Source organism: Stenotrophomonas sp. GQ19 (assembly GCF_059758695.1).
This window is the reverse complement of record NZ_JCAXES010000006.1, coordinates 124,853-138,659: the sequence shown is the minus strand read 5'-3', so window position 1 is coordinate 138,659 and position 13,807 is coordinate 124,853. Positions and strand designations below refer to the sequence as shown.

General features: G+C 66.5%; 13 protein-coding genes. 5 read left to right on the top strand and 8 right to left on the bottom strand.

Annotated elements, in window-relative coordinates; translation table 11 throughout:
• Position 1: 1 nt before the first annotated feature.
• Together AC6CHL_RS12990 and dusA are read right to left on the bottom strand one after the other, a co-directional pair.
• Positions 2-373, bottom strand: a complete 372-nt coding sequence (locus AC6CHL_RS12990) for a hypothetical protein (RefSeq protein WP_038691089.1) — start codon at positions 371-373, stop codon at positions 2-4.
• Positions 374-584: 211 nt separating this feature from the next.
• The gene (dusA, locus tag AC6CHL_RS12985) at positions 585-1,601 is read right to left on the bottom strand and encodes a tRNA dihydrouridine(20/20a) synthase DusA (protein ID WP_038691091.1); all 1,017 of its coding nucleotides are present in this window, start codon (positions 1,599-1,601) and stop codon (positions 585-587) included.
• 161 nt (positions 1,602-1,762) lie between these two features.
• Between dusA and AC6CHL_RS12980 the strand changes: the two genes are divergently transcribed.
• The 3 genes from AC6CHL_RS12980 to AC6CHL_RS12970 all read left to right on the top strand — a co-directional run bounded on the left by AC6CHL_RS12980 (position 1,763) and on the right by AC6CHL_RS12970 (position 4,253).
• Entirely contained in the window at positions 1,763-2,539 is a 777-nt protein-coding gene (locus AC6CHL_RS12980) for a hypothetical protein (protein ID WP_185753394.1), read from the top strand.
• A gap of 96 nt (positions 2,540-2,635) precedes the next feature.
• Positions 2,636-3,139 (top strand): hypothetical protein, encoded by a 504-nt coding sequence (locus AC6CHL_RS12975; protein ID WP_185753395.1) that lies wholly within the window; start codon positions 2,636-2,638, stop codon positions 3,137-3,139.
• A gap of 157 nt (positions 3,140-3,296) precedes the next feature.
• Entirely contained in the window at positions 3,297-4,253 is a 957-nt protein-coding gene (locus AC6CHL_RS12970; protein WP_498294683.1) for a cation diffusion facilitator family transporter, read from the top strand.
• A 700-nt stretch (positions 4,254-4,953) separates the two neighbouring features.
• On the opposite strand, the gene AC6CHL_RS12965 is transcribed toward AC6CHL_RS12970, so the two are convergent.
• On the bottom strand, positions 4,954-5,796 hold the full coding sequence (locus AC6CHL_RS12965; RefSeq protein WP_498294681.1) for an AraC family transcriptional regulator: 843 nt from the start codon (positions 5,794-5,796) through the stop codon (positions 4,954-4,956).
• Between the two features lie 111 nt (positions 5,797-5,907).
• Between AC6CHL_RS12965 and AC6CHL_RS12960 the strand changes: the two genes are divergently transcribed.
• On the top strand, positions 5,908-6,333 hold the full coding sequence (locus AC6CHL_RS12960; protein ID WP_128096132.1) for an organic hydroperoxide resistance protein: 426 nt from the start codon (positions 5,908-5,910) through the stop codon (positions 6,331-6,333).
• 222 nt (positions 6,334-6,555) lie between these two features.
• On the opposite strand, the gene mmsB is transcribed toward AC6CHL_RS12960, so the two are convergent.
• From mmsB to AC6CHL_RS12935, 5 genes are read right to left on the bottom strand one after another with little or no spacing between them, the layout of a single operon-like run.
• Entirely contained in the window at positions 6,556-7,446 is an 891-nt protein-coding gene (mmsB, locus tag AC6CHL_RS12955) for a 3-hydroxyisobutyrate dehydrogenase (RefSeq protein WP_498294679.1), read from the bottom strand.
• On the bottom strand, positions 7,443-8,618 hold the full coding sequence (locus AC6CHL_RS12950; protein ID WP_498294677.1) for an enoyl-CoA hydratase/isomerase family protein: 1,176 nt from the start codon (positions 8,616-8,618) through the stop codon (positions 7,443-7,445). Before AC6CHL_RS12950 ends, mmsB begins: the two co-directional genes overlap by 4 nt.
• Complete coding sequence (locus AC6CHL_RS12945; RefSeq protein WP_498294675.1) at positions 8,615-9,412, bottom strand: enoyl-CoA hydratase; 798 nt, start codon at positions 9,410-9,412, stop codon at positions 8,615-8,617. Before AC6CHL_RS12945 ends, AC6CHL_RS12950 begins: the two co-directional genes overlap by 4 nt.
• Positions 9,409-10,563: an acyl-CoA dehydrogenase family protein gene (locus AC6CHL_RS12940; protein WP_448132767.1), complete on the bottom strand. Its 1,155-nt coding sequence runs from the start codon at positions 10,561-10,563 to the stop codon at positions 9,409-9,411. Before AC6CHL_RS12940 ends, AC6CHL_RS12945 begins: the two co-directional genes overlap by 4 nt.
• 31 nt (positions 10,564-10,594) lie before the next feature.
• A complete protein-coding gene (locus tag AC6CHL_RS12935; protein WP_038691109.1) occupies positions 10,595-12,100 on the bottom strand; it encodes a CoA-acylating methylmalonate-semialdehyde dehydrogenase in 1,506 nt (501 codons plus the stop codon).
• 111 nt (positions 12,101-12,211) lie between these two features.
• On the opposite strand from AC6CHL_RS12935, the gene AC6CHL_RS12930 reads away from it, so the two are divergent.
• Positions 12,212-13,582, top strand: coding sequence for a helix-turn-helix domain-containing protein (locus AC6CHL_RS12930; RefSeq protein ID WP_498294804.1), 1,371 nt, complete (start codon positions 12,212-12,214; stop codon positions 13,580-13,582).
• The last annotated feature ends 225 nt before the right edge of the window (positions 13,583-13,807 follow it).

Genomic DNA, 13,807 nt, shown 5'->3' with positions numbered 1-13,807 from the left:
TTCAGGGGTTATCGCCGCGTAGTGAAGACATATCCGATCGCGGTGCGCGGGGCTGTGAACGCGCCGGCGCGGGGTCGTCCATGTAGCGGACCCGACCACGATCGTCCATGTATTTGACCCGGTTGATGTCGCGGCCGTCGTAGGGCACCCGTTCGGCACCCAGGATGTGGCCGCCGGTGGTGCGCTGGACGCGGCGGACCGCGTCGGACAGCGAACGTTCCGGCGCTGCCCCGCGTGCGGCCCGCACCATGGCCTCACCGCGTGCCGGATCCGGGGTCGGTTCCTGCGCCGACACACTGCCGATGGAGGCAGCGGCGCCCGTCGCCAGCAGGGCGAGGACGGCAAGACGGCGTTGGCGGGTCACGGAGAGCATCGGTTTGATCCTAGCGGAGCACAGCGAAACGTTCAAAAGTTGTGAATCGGAGCCGCCGACCTGGGCCGGCGCTTTACGAATCTTTAGCGAATTCTTGGTTTTACGCAGTGAATCCGGTCTGAACTTTTCCGGTCGCACCTCGGCGCCGTTCATCTAAGTGAACATTGGCGGCTAAAGTGGGTGCCTTGTCAAGCCGACAAGGTGACGCGCCTCACGCGGCGACGCGTTCGGCCTGGGCGCGGGTCACCGCCAGCGCCTGCTCGATCAGCGCCCAATCGGCGCCCGCGCGGTGCGAACCCTCGCTGAGCACCTGGCGGAACGCGCGGCCCCCGGGCTGGCCGTGGAACAGGCCGAGCAGGTGACGGGTGATGTGCTTCAGGGCCAGGCCGCGGCCGAGCTGCGCCTCGATGTACGGGCGCATGGCGCGCAACAGTGCCTCGCGCGGCTGCACGGGCGCACCGGTCTGGGCGGCCTCCAGCTGATGCAGCACGTAGGGGTCGTGGTAGGCCGCGCGGCCCAGCATCACCCCGTCCAGCGCCGGCAGCTGCGCCTGCGCCGCCTCCACGGTGGCCAGGCCCCCGTTGAGCACGATCTGCAGCGCCGGGCGGTCGGCCTTGAGCCGGTGGGCCCAGTCGTAGCGCAGCGGCGGCACTTCGCGGTTTTCCTTCGGCGACAGCCCCTTCAGCCACGCATTGCGGGCGTGCACGATGAACATCGCACTGCCCGCGTTGGCAGACTGATCGACGAAGTTGCGGAAGGTTTCGTAGTCGTTATCTTCATCCACGCCCAGGCGGCACTTCACCGTGACCGGGATGTCCACCGCCGCGACCATGGCCGCCACGCACTCGGCCACCAGGGCCGGCTCGCGCATCAGGCAGGCACCGAAGCGCCCGGCCTGGACCCGGTCGGACGGGCAGCCGCAGTTGAGGTTGACCTCGTCATAGCCCCAGTCCTGGGCGATGCGGGCAGCCTGCGCGAGCAGGGCCGGATCGCTGCCCCCCAGCTGCAGGGCCAGCGGATGCTCGCTGCCATCAAAGCCGAGCAGGCGTTCGCGGTCGCCATGGATCACCGCGTTGGCGTGCACCATCTCGGTGTACAGCCGCGCACCCGGGGCCAGCAACCGGTGGAACACCCGGCAATGGCGGTCCGTCCAGTCCATCATCGGGGCGACGGACAAGCGCAGGGAGGCGGCGTAACGTGCGGCGGCGTCGGTGGCGGGCAGGGTCATCGGGCGGAGCGTCGGATACTGCTGGCATTGCCAGCGCAATCAATAGTTTACCTGCTTGGAATGAACGTTGCCCGCAGGCAGGGGCATGTCGTCAGGCATTGACACGTGCGAGGAACTGCGAAAAATTTATGAACTAGACATGAAGTCAACATGGGGGGGACATGAAGTCAGCAAGACCTGTTGTGGTTGGCGTTGGCGTTGCCGCACTTTTGATTGCAGCCGCTGTTACATGGACAACACGTGGGCTACCCAACGCGAAGCAATCCCATGCGGCTGGTTCTTCTTCAGAGCAGCCCGTCAGCCTGGGGTCGGACAAGGCTCCAGTTGCGCGCGCGCCTATCGCTAGTCGCTCATCGGGCTCCGCTTCAAGTGCCTCCCCACGTATTGGGGATGCTCTTTCCGGCGCGAAGACCGAAGCCGACGTGGCGTGGTTGGTGCGCAATGGATATCCCTCAACTGAAGCGGCCCGCGATGCTTTGCTTCGACGAGGTGCGAGAGGCCCACTCGAGCAAGCCGAGCTACTGGATCCCACTGCGATCCTGGACGCAGAACAGCTAGCACTTCTTGACTCCTCCCGACGCACGGAAGCGATGGAGTTTCTGGCTGCTTCTGCACAGTCTGGGTCGATCTACGCACTAGAGACCATCGCGCGGATTCATGAGGATGGTGTAGATGGCATTTCTGACCCCGTACGAGCTTCAGCCTATCGAAAGGCAGCTGAGTTACGAGGCAGTTGGCCGGCAGGATTGGTCAACGGCCGGTCAAAGCTGACGCCACAGCAAGAGATGTACGCGACCCTGATGGCGCACCAGGTTATTGCGAATATTGAGGTGGACCGGCAGAAAAATGGACTGCCTCCACTTGGAATCGATAGCCGCCCAGGATTGAACGATCTAATTTCGGAAATCGCAAAGAGCGGCGCACCTGCATCTCGCTGAGATCGCTGCTTCGACTCATTCGCATTACCCGCCAGTCGCCGTCAGGGCGCCGACGGCGTCAGGTACTCATGGAAGGTGCCCGAAGGAGCGTATGTCATGCGGTACAAGCTTGCTTTTCCGTTTCTTTTGCTCGCGTCGGCGGCAGCAGTTGCGTGTGCCGTAAGTGCTCTCATGAGCGCCCCCATTAAAGTCAACGCCGCAAACACGGTCGCCGCTCACTGGCGCACCATCGGCGATGAACTGCAATCGCAATTTGGATCTGCGCTTCGGGACGTAGAGCTCAACGTAAAAGTGCCCCTTCAGCTGTGCGCTGCTTTTGGAGTAGCATGCGCGCCCCCTGTTGAAACGAACATGCACAAACCCTGCGGCAAGACCATGAAAGAAGCGGCAAATGATATCGCCAATGGCGCCAACGATGGCGGCGGTGGAATAGGCGGGGACTGGGGCGGATCAGGTGACAGCGGGGGTAGTGGCAGCAACCCTTGGGAAGGGTGTTTCTCTGGGACGCAAACGGGGACAGCATGCACTTCAGCCGGTGGCGGTGCTGAGCACTGTGTTTCGACCTCGATCCCCATTCTGGAATGCCCAGGCATGGGGTAATTTGTCCCACTGAGAAGCGCAGCTCATGCCGCGCTTCTCAGGCCACGATGGCGTTAACCGCCGCTGGAAGCAGTCACCTGAATGCGTTTGCAGTGCGCTTGGTCCTTGTCGCCCAAATTCAAGCGAGAATGCATCGCCCCGCACCGCAAGACACAGAATGTCCCCTTCCCGCCCACGCCCGTTCGACCCCACCACCGAACAAGGCGTGCTGCGCCTGTCCATCGCCGCCTCGCTGGCCATGGCGGCGGCCGCCGTGGTGTTTGGCTTCCTGGCCAACTCGTCGCTGATCATCTTCGACGGCATCTACGGGTTGATCGACGTGGTGATGACCTGGCTGTCGCTGCTGGTGGTGCGGCTGATCAGTATGTCGACCAACGTGGACACCCTGCAGTCGCGCTTGAACCAGCGCTTCACCATGGGCTTCTGGCACCTGGAACCGATCGTGCTGGGCGTCAGCGGCACGCTGATGATTGGCGCGGCGTTGTATGCGGCGGTCAATGCGGTGGATGCGTTGATGTCGGGTGGGCGCGAGATCGCGTTGGGGCCGGCGATCCTGTTCGCGGTGCTGTCGATCATCGCCGAGATCGGGCTGGCGGTGTTCATCCGGCGCGTCAACCGCAGCATCGGCTCGGAGTTCATCGCGCTGGACGGCAAGAACTGGGTGGTCTCGGCCAGCATGTCGGCGGCCTACCTGGTCGCCTTCATCGGCGGCTGGCTGCTGGGCGGCACGCACTGGGCCTGGCTGGTGCCCTACATCGATCCGGCCATCCTGCTGGTGGTGTGCCTGTTCGTGATGGTGGCGCCGCTGGGCACGGTGCGCCAGGCGCTGTCGGACATCCTGCTGATCACCCCGGTGGACCTGCAGGCGCACGTGGATGCCGTGGCGCGCGACATCGTGGCCCGGCACGGTTTCCTGGAATACCGCAGCTACGTGGCCAAGGTGGGGCGTGGCGAGCAGATCGAATTGTTCTTCGTGGTGCGCGCCGACGATCCGCCGCGTGCGCTGGTGGAGTGGGACCGGCTGCGCGATGAGATCGGCGAAGCGCTGGGCGAGGAGTCCACTGATCGGTGGCTGACGATCATGTTCACCACCGATCGGGAGTGGGCGATCTGACGTGTGCCCGTCGTGCACGCGCATTTGGAGCAACACCGTCTCCTGTCGAGGCATAGTCACTGCCGTACTGAACGTCGATTTCCATCCCGCCATCGGATTGGCCGACCGGACACGTACCCACTAAGCTCCTCGGTACCGTTCACGTCGAACGGTTGAAAACGCGTGCAGCCCAGCGCGCGACGCACGAGGAGCAGATATGGTCGACCATGGAACGGGCAGGCTGCTTGCCCTGTGCTTGTCCGTCGCAGGCGTGCTTGCCATGCCGGCAGATGTCGGTGCCGCCGCGCACACCACCGTCGTTACCAGCCACACGTATGTATCGGGCGATCCCGAAGGTACCCGCGTCCTTGAGTGGATCGCAGCGCACTCGCCCGACAGACGCCCGCTGGCCCGTAATGGCGCAGTCGTCGTGGAGAGGAAGCAGTACGTCCCCGGATCGCCTGCCTCCATCAGCGCGCCAGACAGCGTGCGAAGGGCAACCCGGGCGATGCCTACAGCGTGAAAAGCACATTTGCCGATGGCACCACCCAGACGTGGGACTATCGCTGGGCAGCGCCGCCCGCCGGCGAAGGGGGCGAATGGGGCTTGACGGGCTACGCGTTCCGAAAGGGAAGCGCGCCCGTGGAAACTCCCTGACGCCGAAGGTGAAATCGCGAGCGGCCGGCGGGCAATGCATCACTGCATGTTTCCGATGCCACGGTCACGATGGATCAGTCGCGGCACGCACGCCCTCTTTCCACTGCCGCGGCGACTGCCCGGTCTGCGCCTTGAACGCGCGCGACAACGCCGCTTCGCTGCCATACCCCACATCGATGGCGATGCGCTTGAGCGGCTGCCCCTTGCGCAAGGCCTGCTGCACCAGCCGCGTGCGCCAGCCCTGCAGGTAGTGGCCGGGGGTGCTGCCGATGGTGTCGCGGAAGCTGTCGGCGAACGCGCTGCGTGACATGCCGGCACGCTGGGCCAGCGATTCCAGCGTCCATTCGTCGGCCGGTGCCTCGTGCATGGCCACCAGCGCATGGCGCAGGCGCGGATGGGCCATGCCGGCGAGCAGCCCCACACGCAACTGGCCGCTTTCCATCAGCGCGCGCAGGATCTGGATCAACACCACTTCAAACAGGCGGTCGAGCAACGCCTGGCGGCCGCAGCGCTGGGCGAAGGCTTCTTCAAACAACACCGACAGGATGGGCTGACCGCCGTAAAGCTGGTCCAAAGGCAGGCAGATGACCGGCGGCAGCGCGGCGGCGACCGGATTGTTGCCGGCGCCTTCGAACTGCAGGTGGGCGCAGGCGAAGTCGGCGCCGCGCTGGGGATCGGTCACAAAGCGATGCGCCAGCGGGCGCGGATACAGCAGCACGCTGGGCTGGTCGATCTGCAGCACGCTGCCGTCGGCGTGCTCGACGCGGACCAGGCCCTCGCGGATGAGGTGCAGCTGGCCGCGTTCGCCATCGGCGGGCAGGTCGTTGATGCCGCACAGCGGACCGGCGTGGAAGACTTCGGCGCTGACCGCAAAACGGCTCAGCAGGGACTGGAGGCGATCGACCATTCTGGACTCCTGGTCAAGTTTGACAGACGAAATGTAACCCAACGTACCCCTGGACCGGTCAAAGTACACCTGCCATCTGGCCCACCCCATTCCACGCCACAGGAGATTCCCATGTCCATCGAAAAGGTTCTGTACACCGCCACCGCCACCGCTACCGGCGGCCGTGAAGGCCACGCCACCTCGTCCGACAACGTGCTGGACGTGCAGCTGTCGACCCCGCGCGAGCTGGGCGGCGCAGGCGGCCCGGGCACCAACCCGGAACAGCTGTTCGCCGCTGGCTACTCGGCCTGCTTCCTGGGCGCGCTGAAGTTCGTGGCCGGCCAGGCCAAGGTTGCGCTGCCGGCCGAGACCGCGATCACCGGCAAGGTGGGCATCGGCCAGATCCCGACCGGCTTCGGCATCGAAGTGGCGTTGGAGATCAGCGTGCCGGGCCTGCCGCGCGAGCAGGTGGAAGAGCTGGTGCAGAAGGCGCACATCGTGTGCCCGTACTCCAACGCGACCCGCGGCAACATCGACGTGACGCTGACCGTTGCCTGATGCCACAGGTGCCGTGCCGGCCTACGGGCGGCACCTGACGCACGGGTAAAAAAATGGGCGGCTGCCTGGCTGGATAGCCTGGCAACCGCCCATCCCACCGCGGTGGATCCCGTGGGTGCGCCCACGGGATGCGTCTGGTGTGGCGGGCAACGACCAACGGTCGTTGCCTACCCGGTCGTGTTTGGGTTCATGCGGTTGCCGGCCAGCGGCCGGCACTACCCGTTACTTTTCGTTTGCGATCAGCTGCACGACGCTGGAGAAATCCAGTTTGCCGCGGCCGGCCTGGTGATTCATCGAGTACAGGTTGCGGGCCAGTTCGCCGAGCGGGATCGAGGCGCCGACGCTCATCGCCGCTTCCACCGCCAGGCCCATGTCCTTGAGCATCAGGTCGCTGCCGAAGCCGCCGCTGTAGCCGCGCGAGGCCGGGGCGTTTTCCAGCACGCCGGGCCACGGGTTGCACACTTCGGTGGCCCAGCTGCGGCCGGTGCTGACCGCCATCATCTGCGACAGCACCTTCGGGTCCAGCCCGTGCGCGACACCGAGGGCGATCGATTCGCCGGTGACGGCCATGATCACGCCCAACGCCATGTTGTTGCACAGCTTGGCCACCTGGCCTGCACCGCTGGCGCCCACGTGGAAGATGTTCTTGCCCATCGCCTGCAGGATCGGGCGCGCACGTTCGAGCGCCTCTGCCTCGCCACCGACAATGAAGGTCAGCGTGCCGGCCTGTGCACCGGCAGTGCCGCCGGAGACCGGCGCGTCCAGCATCTGCAGGCCACGCGCCGCGGCCGCTTCGGCCACCTTGCGCGCGGTGGCCGGGGCGATCGTGCTGCAGTCGATGACCAGCGCGCCGCCCGGGATGTCGCCGAGCAGGCCGTCATCGCCCAGGTACACGCCTTCGACGTGGCGGCTGGCCGGCAGCATCGAGATCACGATCTCGGCGTCGGTCAGGGTGTCCAGCGCGGAATGTGCGGCGGTGGCACCGGCATCAACGGCGGCCTGCACGGCGGCAGGCACCAGGTCGAACACGCGCACGGCGTGGCCGGCCTTGGCCAGGTTGGCGGCCATCGGGCCACCCATGTTGCCCAACCCGATGAATGCAATACGGCTCATGCGTGGCTCCTTTCAGGGACGGAGGTGCCAAGGTCGGCCAGCGGATGCGCGGCGTCCGACCACGGCGAAACGAAGAAGGTCTGGGCCCACGGCGCGGTGGCGTCGGCCAGCGTGCGCGGCTGCCACTGCGGGGTGCGGTCCTTGTCGATCAGCAGCGCGCGGATGCCTTCGGCGAAATCGCCGTGGGCGGCCGCATGCAGTGCGGCGATGTATTCGATGCGGTAGACCTCGGCCAGCGTTGCGCCTTCGGCCAGGCGCTGCAGCTCGAACGCCAGCCGCGCCGAGCCGGGGGCACCGGCGGCCAGCGTGGCCTGCGCGGCCTGCAGCCACGGGTCATCGGTCTGCAGCGCGGTGATGGCGGCCACGATGGCCGGCACGTCATCCCCGGTGCACAGCGCGTCGATGGCCGCCGCGTTGCGCAGCAGCGGGCCGGTGGCCGCGTCGCTGGCGTGCTGCTGCAGCAGTGCATCGAGCTGGTCGTGGTTGCGCTTGGCGTCGTCGCTCCAGTGCACCTGTGTGAGCGCGTTGAAGACGGCCCCCCGTTGCGCTTCGGCGATGTGGATGTCGGCCAGGCCGGCGTAGATGGCATCGCCCGCATTGAGCGCTGCGCCGGTCAACGCCAGGAACAGGCCGCCCTTGCCCGGTACGCGCGGCAGCAACCAGCTGCCGCCCACGTCGGGGAACAGGCCCACGGTGATCTCCGGGAACGCCAGCTTGGAGCGCTCGCTGACCACGCGGTGGCTGGCGCCGGACATCAGCCCGATGCCGCCGCCCATCACGATGCCGTGGCCCCAGCACAGGATCGGCTTGGGATAGGTATGGATGGCGTAGTCGACACGGTATTCGACGTCGAAGAATTCGGCAGCGTAGGCGTTGTCGCGGATGTCGGTCTTTCCGGCTTCACGGTAGTCGACCATGCTGCGGTACAGGCTGTGCAGATCGCCGCCGGCGCAGAACGCCTTCTCGCCCGCGCCCTGCAACACCACCAGCGCGATGCCGTCATCGCGGGCCCAGGCATCGAGCCGTTCACGCAGCAGGTGCGCCATCGGCAGCGAGAACCCATTGAGGGTGCGCGGTGCGTTGAGCGTGGCAATGCCGATGCGCGTGCCGTTGGCGGCCGCGCGTTCTTCGAACAGCACCGGGGCCTCGTCGCTGGCGGCCGGCGTGCTCATGCGTTCTTCCACTGCGGAGCGCGCTTTTCCAGGAAGGCATTGACGCCCTCGGCCTGGTCGGCCCGGTCGAACAGGTCCACGAAGGCCTCGCGCTCGGCCACCAGTGCCGAGGCGTGGGTGCCGGTGCGGGTGGCCTGCACCAGGGTCTTGCAGGCCGCGATGCTGGTCGGGCTCTGCTTGCCCGCCTTGTGCGCCCATTCCAGCGCCAGGGCCTTGGCCTCGCCCTTGCCGACCTTCTCCTCGGCCAGGCCGATGCGCACGGCCGTATCGGCGTCGATGCGTTCGCCCAGCAGGATCATCCGCTTGGCCCAACCCTCGCCGACCAGGCGCGGCAGGTTCTGGGTGCCACCGGCGCACGGCAGCAGGCCCACGGTGGCCTCCGGCAGCGCCACCTGGGCGTGGTCTTCGATGATGCGCAGGTCGCAGGCCAGCGCGCATTCCAGGCCACCGCCCATCGCGTAGCCGTTGATGGCGGCAATGGACACGCCACGGAAGCCGGACAGCGCTTCGAATGCTTCGCCGAACCGGCGCGCCGCTTCGCGCGCCGCGGCCTTGTCGCCAGAGGCGAACTGCTTGAGGTCGGCACCGGCCGAGAAGAACTTCTCGCCGCCGCCGGTGATCACCAGCGCATAGATGCCATTGTCGGCATTGAGTGCGCCCACCAGGTCGCGCAGCGCCGACAGGCTGTGCACGGTCCAGGTGTGGGCCGGCGGGTTGTCCAGCGTCACCACGGCAACGTGGCCATCGGCCTCGACCTTCAGGCCGGTGTGATCATGCGTGCGCCAGTCGATCATCGCAGTTCCTCGTCGGTATTGAGCAGGTGGCGGGCCACGATCACACGCATGATCTCGTTGGTGCCCTCCAGGATCTGGTGCACGCGCGAATCGCGCAGCAACCGTTCAATGGGGTATTCGCGGATATAGCCGTAGCCGCCGTGGATCTGCAGCGCGTCGTTACAGATGTTGAAGCCGGCGTCGGTGGCGAAGCGCTTGGCCATCGCGCACCACACGTTGGCATCGCTGGCACGGGCGTCGAGCTTGCGCGCGGCGGTGTGCACCATCTGCCGGGCAGCCACCAGCTGGGTGGCCATGTCGGCCAGCTTGAACTGCAGCGCCTGGAATTCCGACAGCGCCTTGCCGAACTGGCGGCGCTCGCCCATGTAGCGGCGGGCGGCATCCAGTGCGCCCTGGGCAGCGCCCAGCGAACAGGCGGCGATGTTGATGCGACCGCCGTCCAGGCCTTTCATGGCCAGCTTGAAGCCGCTGCCTTCCTCGCCCAGCAGATGGCTGACCGGCACGCGCACGTTCTCGAACGTGATGCCACGGGTCGGCTGGCTGTTCCAGCCCATCTTCTCTTCTTTGCGGCCGTAGCTGATGCCCGGCAGGTCGGCCGGCACCGCGATCGCGCTGATGCCACCTGCGCCGGCACCGCCGGTGCGCGCCATCACCACCAGCAGTTCGGTGGCACCGGCGCCGGAGATGAAGGCCTTGGAGCCATTGAATACGTAATCGTCACCGTCACGCACCGCGCTGGTTTTCAGCGAGGCGGCATCCGAACCGGCACCCGGTTCGGTCAGGCAGTACGAGGCCAGCTTGGTGCCGGACGACAGGTCTGCGCCCCACGCGGCACGCAGGCTCTCCTGGCCCCACTTGTCCACCATCCACGACGCCATGTTGTGGATGCTGACATAGGCCGCCGTGGACGGATCCACATTGGCGAGCTCCTCGATGACGACGGCGGCGTCCAGACGGCTCAAGCCGCTGCCACCGACCTCGGGATCCATGTACAAACCACAGAACCCGAGTTCCCCTGCCTTGGCGATCGCCTCGCGCGGAAAGATGCCCTCCGCATCCCATCGCGCGGCGTGCGGCGCCAGTTCGGCCTGGGCGAAGTCACGCGCAGCCTCTCTATAGGCGTGCTGCGCTTCGTCGAGTTCCGTCGTCATCGAGTGGCTCATGGTCGAACTCCGTTGTTGCTTACTTCAGGCTGATGGTGGTGTTGACGCCATGACCCAGCGTCTCGTCGTCGAACCAACGCGAGGTGATGGTCTTGGTCTGGGTGTAGAACATCACCACCTGCTTGCCGTACGGGCCCAGGTCGCCAAGCTTGGACGCGCGCGAACCGGTGAAGGAGAACAGCGGCACCGGCACCGGGATCGGCACGTTGATGCCGACCTGGCCCACGTCGATGTCTTCCTGGAACTTGCGGGCGGCCGCGCCGGACTGGGTGAACAGTGCGGTGCCGTTGCCGTTCGGGTTGGCGTTGATCAGCGCGATGGCGTCTTCCAGGGTGTCGGCTTCCAGGATCACCAGCACCGGCCCGAAGATTTCCTCGTCGTACACGCGCATGCCCGGCTTGACGCCGTCGAAGATGGTCGGGCCAACAAAGTTGCCCTTCTCGAAGCCATCGACCTGCGGGTTGCGGCCATCCAGCACCAGCTTGGCGCCCTGCTCCACGCCCGAGGCGATCAGCGCTTCAACACGCTCGCGCGCGGCGCAGGAGATCACCGGGCCGACGTCGGTACCGGCGACGCTGCCACCGCTGACTTTGAGGGTCTTGGCCTTGGCCACCAGGTCCGGCACCCACTCGCGTGCTTCGCCCACCAGCACCAGCGTGGAGGCGGCCATGCAGCGCTGGCCGGCCGCACCGAAGGCGGCACCGACCATCGCGTTGAGGCTCTGTTCCTTGTTGGCGTCCGGCAGCACCACGGCGTGGTTCTTGGCGCCCATCATGCACTGCACGCGCTTGCCGGCCAGCGAGGCGCGGTTGTACACGTGGGTGCCGACGCGGGTGGAGCCGACGAACGAAACAGCCTTGATGTCCGGGTGATCGCAGATCGCGTTGACCACCTCTTCGCCACCGTGCACGACGTTGAGCACGCCCTTGGGAATGCCGGCCTCCAGCGCCAGTTCGACCAGGCGCATGGTCACCATCGGGTCCTGCTCGGACGGCTTGAGGATGAAGGTGTTGCCGGTGGCGATGGCCATCGGGAACATCCACAGCGGAATCATCGCCGGGAAGTTGAACGGGGTGATGCCGGCGCAGACGCCGAGCGGCTGAAGCAGGGTGTAGGTGTCCACGCCGTTGGCCACGTTGTTGGCCAGTTCGCCCAGCTGCAGATTGCCGATGGCGGCCGCGTGCTCGACCACTTCCAGACCGCGGAACACATCGCCTTCGGCGTCGGGCACGGTCTTGCCCTGCTCGGCCGACAGGATGTGGGCCAGCTCGCTCATGTGCTCGCGGATCAGCTGCTGGTACTTCAGGAAGATGCGGGCGCGGGTGCCGATCGGGGTCTTGCGCCAGGTCTTGAAGGCTTCCTTCGCCGAGGCCACGGCGGCGTCAACCTCGCCCAGGGTGGCGAACGGGACCTGGGCCAGGACGTCCTGGGTGGCCGGGTTGACCACGTTCTGCCAATGCGAGCTGGCCGATTCGATGAACTGGCCATCGATCAACATACGGATACGGGGCGCTGCAACAGTCATGGACAATCCCGGGGGGTCGAAAGTTGTTGGCATTATTCACATGGCCATCCTCGATTTCCGGGCTGTATGCGCTTAATCTGGCCAATGCCCGCTACGATTCTTGTGAATTCTGTGAATAGCCAGCCCACCCATCGCCAGATCGGCCTGCGCCTGCTGAAGCTGCGGGAGCAGCGCGGCTACAGCCAGGTTGAGCTGGCCCGGGCGCTGGGGCTGTCGGCCAGCTACCTGAACCAGATGGAGCGCAACAAGCGCCCGCTGACGCCGGCGGTGCAGCAGAAGCTGCGCGAGGTGTTGGGCGACGTTTCCGGGCTGTTCGACGTGGATGAACCCGGCGCGTTGCAGGAAGCGTTGAGCGACACCCTGCGCGACCTCGGCCTGGACGACGTGAGCAGCACCGAGCTGCGCGCCATGGCCGGCAACCTGCCGCAGGTGAGCCAGGCCCTGCTGGACCTGCATCGCCGCCATCTGGCGTTGCGCGAGCACGCGGCCGCCCTGGAGTTCCAGCTGGGCGACGTGCATGCCGGGCAGGCGCTGCCGGCCGGCGACCAGGTGCGCGACTTCTTCAACCGCATGCACAACCACATCCCCGAGCTGGACGACCTGGCCGAGCAGCTGTTTGGCGAATGGGGGCTGGTGGCCGGGCACGTGGCGCCGCGGCTGCGCCAGCTGCTGGCCGACCGTCACGGGGTGCTGGTGGAGGTGGCGCCGCTGCAGGCCGGTCGCGAGAAGCGGGTCTATGACGGGGGCAGCCGCACGCTATGGCTGCCCGATTATCTGGAGCCGGGCCAGCAGGCGTTCCAGATGGCCGCCGAGCTGGCGTTGCTCGGCTATGCGGCGCAGATCGATGCGGTGATCGCGCGCGCCGGCTTCCGCGAAGCGGAGCAGACCGCGCAGGCGCGGATCGGCATGTCCAACTACTTCGCCGGCGCGCTGGTGATGCCGTATGCGCAGTTCCTGCGTGCGGCCGAGCACAGCAGCTATGACATCGATGCGCTGGCGCACCGCTTCGGGGTGGGTTTTGAAGCGGTGTGCCATCGGCTGAGCACGCTCGCGCGGCGCAGTGCGCCGGGGCTGCCGTTCTTCTTCATCCGCGTGGACCGGGCCGGCAATGTGTCCAAGCGCCACTCAGCTACCGACTTCCACTTCTCGCAGGTGGGCGGGTCGTGCCCGCTGTGGATCGTGTACGAGGCGTTCAACCAGCCGGGTCGGGTGCTGACCCAGACCGCGCGCATGCCCGACGGGCGCCGCCACTTCTGGCTGGCGCGGCAGGTGAGCAGCGGCCCGATCGGGCACGGGCAACCGCGCAAGACCTTCGCGGTGGCGCTGGGCTGCGACCTGCAGCATGCCGAACGGCTGATCTACTCGCGCGGCCTGGACATCCAGAGCCCGGGCAACTCGGTCTCCATCGGCCCGGGTTGCCGCGTGTGCCCGCGCGAAGATTGCATGCAACGCGCGTTCGCGCAGCTACCAGGCCGCGGGTAGCGTCGACCGTTGGTCGACTTGCAGCCGGCTCCAGGAATGTTTGAACCCGATGCAGGTAGAGTCGACCGTTGGTCGACTTGCATCCGACGCCAGGAATGCTGGACCCCGATGCGAAGGGCAGCCGACCAACGGTCGGCTCTACCGGGTGTATGCAGTTGATCGGGATGCGGTGTATGCAATCGATCGGCATGCGGTGCCTGCCATCGGTCGGGGTAGGCGTGCATG

Bases quoted from the DNA above. Each gene is read 5' to 3' on its own strand.
- AC6CHL_RS12935 (WP_038691109.1), bottom strand. From the start codon at position 12,100: ATGACTGTTGCAGCGCCCCGTATCCGTATGTTGATCGATGGCCAGTTC.
- AC6CHL_RS12940 (WP_448132767.1), bottom strand. From the start codon at position 10,563: ATGACGACGGAACTCGACGAAGCGCAGCACGCCTATAGAGAGGCTGCG.
- dusA (WP_038691091.1), bottom strand. From the start codon at position 1,601: ATGACCCTGCCCGCCACCGACGCCGCCGCACGTTACGCCGCCTCCCTG.
- AC6CHL_RS12945 (WP_498294675.1), bottom strand. From the start codon at position 9,412: ATGATCGACTGGCGCACGCATGATCACACCGGCCTGAAGGTCGAGGCC.
- AC6CHL_RS12970 (WP_498294683.1), top strand. From the start codon at position 3,297: ATGTCCCCTTCCCGCCCACGCCCGTTCGACCCCACCACCGAACAAGGC.
- AC6CHL_RS12980 (WP_185753394.1), top strand. From the start codon at position 1,763: ATGAAGTCAGCAAGACCTGTTGTGGTTGGCGTTGGCGTTGCCGCACTT.
- AC6CHL_RS12965 (WP_498294681.1), bottom strand. From the start codon at position 5,796: ATGGTCGATCGCCTCCAGTCCCTGCTGAGCCGTTTTGCGGTCAGCGCC.
- AC6CHL_RS12960 (WP_128096132.1), top strand. From the start codon at position 5,908: ATGTCCATCGAAAAGGTTCTGTACACCGCCACCGCCACCGCTACCGGC.
- AC6CHL_RS12950 (WP_498294677.1), bottom strand. From the start codon at position 8,618: ATGAGCACGCCGGCCGCCAGCGACGAGGCCCCGGTGCTGTTCGAAGAA.
- AC6CHL_RS12990 (WP_038691089.1), bottom strand. From the start codon at position 373: ATGCTCTCCGTGACCCGCCAACGCCGTCTTGCCGTCCTCGCCCTGCTG.
- AC6CHL_RS12975 (WP_185753395.1), top strand. From the start codon at position 2,636: ATGCGGTACAAGCTTGCTTTTCCGTTTCTTTTGCTCGCGTCGGCGGCA.
- mmsB (WP_498294679.1), bottom strand. From the start codon at position 7,446: ATGAGCCGTATTGCATTCATCGGGTTGGGCAACATGGGTGGCCCGATG.